This window comes from uncultured Corynebacterium sp. (assembly GCF_937999985.1).
GTDB lineage: Bacteria > Actinomycetota > Actinomycetes > Mycobacteriales > Mycobacteriaceae > Corynebacterium.
The window spans coordinates 1-4,593 of record NZ_CALLDG010000055.1 but is presented as its reverse complement, the minus strand read 5'-3'; the positions used below and the strand labels follow the sequence as shown (position 1 = coordinate 4,593).

The following is a 4,593-nucleotide window of genomic DNA, read 5'->3' as shown; positions in this document are numbered from 1 at the left end:
TGGCGCTAGAGGTGCCCATGTTCACGAACAGCAGCACCCACATGATGATGCCGATGATCCAGGCGACGACCCAGACCCACACCCACAGGTTGCCCATTTCCTTGGACTCCGGGGTAATGCCCTTCGGCCAGCCCATACGCAAGAAGTTAAAGAAACCGTTCTCCGGCGGGGCGACAGTACAGCCGGAAAGAACCAGGCCAGCTAGACCGAGTACACCGGCGAGGCCAATACGGCGAGTCAAACCGTGCTTATTTCGCTGTTCCACGCGAGTTTGCCTTCCTCATTCACACGTCACTTTGCGTTGTAGGCCTTGAGGTCTGCCCCGCGCCTGCAGTTCGCGCGCGATAGTTAGACCTACAACCACTTCACTTAAAGAACCTTAGACCATTAACAGGACATTGCCACCATCGCGGATCGGGAATTTCCCTTTTCGGGGTTGGCTACTGCCCACATTGCCCCCACACGGGTTAGGCGGGAGCCCGCGCAGTGCGCGACTCCCGCCTTTCTGATGGCTTATATGGCACCTCTAAGGCACTCTAGAGCGCCCTAGCACCTCCGCTACCCCATCTAGAACTTGTTCATCTCGATCACTCCGGCACCGCCGATGTTGCGCAGGTTAGCGCGGGCCAGGTCGACCATGCGCCCCACGCCACCTTCAAACACGGTGCGCGTTGCGGAGCGGGAGAAGCCCATCATCATCTCCCAGGTGATGTTCGGCGGCAGGCTCAGCGCGTTCGGGTCGGTAACAACGTCCACCAGCACCGGGCCGTCATAGTCCAGAGCTTCCTTGATGCCGCTCTCCACGTCCGCCGGATCCTCGATGCGGATCGCCTTGATGCCGATGGCGTCTGCGATCTTGGCGAAGTTCACGTGCTCGTGGTCAGTTTCGTGCTCGGGCAGGCCGGCGACCATCATCTCCAGCTTCACCATGCCCAGCGAGGAGTTATTAAAGACCACAATGTTGACTGGCAGGTCGTGCAGCTTGGCGGTCAGCAGCTCCCCCATAAGCATCCCCAGGCCGCCGTCGCCGGAGAAGGAGATCACCTGGCGGTCGCGATCCGCGGCCTGCGCACCGAGCGCCTGTGGCAGCGCATTGGCCATGGTGCCGTGGCGGAAGGAGCCAATTTCTTCACGCTTACCGTTCGGCGTGATGTAGCGGGCACCCCAGACGTTACACATGCCGGTGTCGATGGTGAAGATGGCATCCTCGGCTGCCAGGCGGTCGATCGTATCGGCCACGTATTCCGGGTGGATAGGCTTCGACTTGCCCGCCTTCTTGGTGTAGGCGTCCACCACGTGGTTCAGCGCCCGCGCGTGGTTGCGCAGCTGCTTATCCAGGAAGCTGCGGTCGGTCTTCTCCTCGACGTGTGGCAAGATCGTGTCGATCACAGCCCCGACGTCGCCGACCACCGGGTAGTCGATGGTGGTGCGGCGGCCGATGTGGGAGCCGTCGATGTCCACCTGCGCCACGTTGCCGGTGGGCAGGAAGTCAGTGTACGGGAAGTCGGTGCCCAGCAGGATCAGCAGGTCAGCGTCGTACATCGCCTCGCGCGCCGCTCCGTAGCCCAGCAGGCCGGACATGCCGACGTCGAATGGGTTGTCGTACTGGATGTGCATCTTGCCGCCGAAGGCGTGGCCGACCGGGGCCTTAATCTTCTCTGCCAGCTCGAGCACTTGCTCTCGAGAATTTTTGACGCCCTCACCGCAGAACAAAGTAACGGTCTCGGCATCGTTAATGGCCTTGGCCAGGCGGGCTGCTTCCTCGGCATCCGGGTACAGCACGGGGCGCCCCTTGGCGTACACCGAGTCGATGAAGCCTTCCTCCTCGATTTCCTGGGAGGATACGTCGCCGGGAATGACCAGCACGCTAACGCCGTTGCCAGCCAGCGTGGACTGGATGGCGTGGTGCAGCACCTTTGGCCCCTGTGCTGCGGAGTTCACCATCTCGCAGTAACCGGAGCACTCCTGGAAGATCTGCTCCGGGTGGGTCTCCTGGAAGAACTGGCTGCCGATCTGCACGCTCGGAATGTGGGAGGCAATAGCCAGCACCTTCGCACCGTTGCGGTGGGAATCATAAAGGCCTTGGATCAGGTGGGTATTGCCCGGACCGCAGGAGGCGGCGCACACGGCTAGATCACCGGTGACGAGGGATTCCGCGCCGGCGGCGAACGCCGCGGCTTCCTCGTTGCGCACGTGGATCCATTCAATGGAGGACTGGCGAACCTCGTCAACAATCGGGTTGAGGCTATCGCCCACCAGTCCGAAGATCCGCTTAACGCCTTGCTTTTCTAGAGTCTTTACCAGCTGAGATGCGAAGTTTTTAGCCATGCCTTCAAGGCTACGCGGGGCTTTACGTCAACGCATGGATCGCTAGACAGTCTCACAGAAGTGAATTCATGTAATGCACATCACTCAGGTGCTAGATAGCCCGTGTGCTCAATAACTCAGTCTTAAAACGGTCTGCTCCCCGCCGTGGCAACTAGCTCACCTCCACCCCATCCGCGTAAAGTCAGAACGCATGTGTGGATTGCTTGGAATCATTGCGGCGAACGGCGCCGCGGAAAATTTCGTTGAGGCTGTAGAGGGCGCACTCCCCTGCATGCACCACCGTGGCCCGGACGACAGCGGCACGTGGCACGACCAAGATGTCGTGTTCGGCTTCAACCGACTATCCATCATCGACTTGGAGCACTCGCACCAGCCCCTGCAGTGGGGCCCGGAGGGCGAAGCGGACCGCTACGCACTGACGTTCAATGGCGAGATCTACAACTATGTCGAGCTGCGCGAGGAGCTCAAGGAAGCTGGCTATACCTTTAATACTGAGGGCGACGGCGAGACTATCGTGGTGGGCTTCCACCACTGGGGCGCCGACGTGGTGAACCACCTGCGCGGCATGTTCGCTTTCGCTGTGTGGGATTCCAAGGAAAAGAAGCTATTCCTGGCCCGCGATCAGTTCGGCATCAAGCCGATGTACATCGCCACCACCGAGGCGGGCACAGTCTTCGCCTCGGAGAAGAAGTGCATCCTGTCGATGGCGGAAGAGCTAGGGCTAAACCTGGATCTGGACATCCGCGCCATTGCGCACTACACGGATCTGCAGTATGTCCCGGAGCCGGAGAGCCTGCACAAGCACATCCGTCGCCTGGAATCCGGCAGCTACGGCTTTGTAACCCCCGGTGGAAAGGTCGAGGAAACCCGCTGGTTCGAGCCGCGCTTCCCGGTCAAGAAGGTCGCTGCCGGCGACGAGGAAGCCGTGTTCCAGCGCATCGCCGAGGCTCTGGAGGATTCCGTAGCCAAGCACATGCGCGCAGACGTCACGGTCGGTTCCTTCCTCTCCGGCGGCATTGACTCCACCGCCATCGCCGCGCTGGCCAAGCGTCACAACCCGGATCTGCTGACATTCACCACCGGTTTCGAGCGCGAGGGCTACTCCGAAGTCGACGTGGCCGCGGAATCCGCCGCCGCCATCGGCGCCGAGCACATCGTTAAGGTAGTCAGCCCGGAGGAGTACGCCGAGGCGATCCCGAAGATCATCTGGTACTTGGACGATCCGGTGGCCGACCCGTCGCTGGTTCCGCTGTACTTCGTGGCGCAGGAGGCCCGCAAGCACGTCAAGGTGGTGCTCTCCGGCGAGGGCGCCGACGAGCTCTTCGGCGGCTACACCATCTACAAGGAGCCGCTGAGCCTGGCGCCTTTCGACAAGATCCCCTCCCCGCTGAAGCGCGTGCTGTCCAGCGTCGGCAACGCCCTGCCCGAGGGCATGCGGGGCAAGTCCCTGCTGCAGCGCGGCACCATGCCAATGGAGGATCGCTACTACGGCAACGCGCGTTCCTTTAACTACCAGCAGCTAGAGCGCGTACTGCGCGAGATCCGTCCCGAGTGGGACCACCGCGAGGTCACGGCGCCGATCTACGCGAAGTCCAAGGACATGGACCCGGTCGCCCGCATGCAGCACCTGGACCTGTTCACCTGGATGCGCGGCGACATTCTGGTGAAGGCCGACAAGATCAACATGGCAAACTCCCTGGAGCTGCGCGTGCCGTTCCTGGATAAGGTCGTCTTCGACGTAGCGGAAACCCTCCCCCACGAGCTCAAGATCTCCCACGGCACCACCAAGTACGCGCTGCGCAAGGCGCTGGAGCGCATCGTGCCCCCGCACGTTCTGCACCGCAAGAAGCTGGGCTTCCCGGTGCCGATGCGCCACTGGCTGGCCGGCGACGAGCTCTACGGCTGGGCCAAGGAGAACATCGAGGCCTCGCAGACCGACCACATCTTCAACAAGGCAGAGGTCCTGAAGATGCTGGACGAGCACCGCGTGGCGATGAACACCGGCTCCGGCCCGGACCACTCCCGCCGACTGTGGACCGTCATCGCATTCATGGTCTGGCACGGCATCTTCGTCGAGGATCGCATCGATCCACAGATCGACCAGCGCCAGTACCCGGTCAACCTCTAGGACCCACCTCTAGAGCCTGCCGCCCCGCTCTAGACGCTAGAGACCCGAAAACGCCCCCGAGGGAATTCTTCCCTTGGGGGCGTCACTAATTAAAAGGACTCGAGTTCGAAGGGCTCGAGCTAGAGCCGCTTAGCTGA

At 61.7% G+C, this 4,593-nt stretch carries 2 protein-coding genes and 1 pseudogene; 1 reads left to right on the top strand and 2 read right to left on the bottom strand.

Going from position 1 to position 4,593, the window contains the following annotated elements:
* A pseudogene (locus Q0331_RS02540) lies at nucleotides 1-265 on the bottom strand (cytochrome B); the annotation flags it as partial.
* A 302-nt stretch (nucleotides 266-567) separates the two neighbouring features.
* On the bottom strand, nucleotides 568-2,328 hold the full coding sequence (locus Q0331_RS02535; RefSeq protein ID WP_298074596.1) for a pyruvate dehydrogenase: 1,761 nt from the start codon (nucleotides 2,326-2,328) through the stop codon (nucleotides 568-570).
* Nucleotides 2,329-2,518: 190 nt separating this feature from the next.
* On the opposite strand from Q0331_RS02535, the gene asnB reads away from it, so the two are divergent.
* Entirely contained in the window at nucleotides 2,519-4,456 is a 1,938-nt protein-coding gene (gene asnB / locus Q0331_RS02530; protein ID WP_298074595.1) for an asparagine synthase (glutamine-hydrolyzing), read from the top strand.
* Nucleotides 4,457-4,593: the final 137 nt, after the last annotated feature.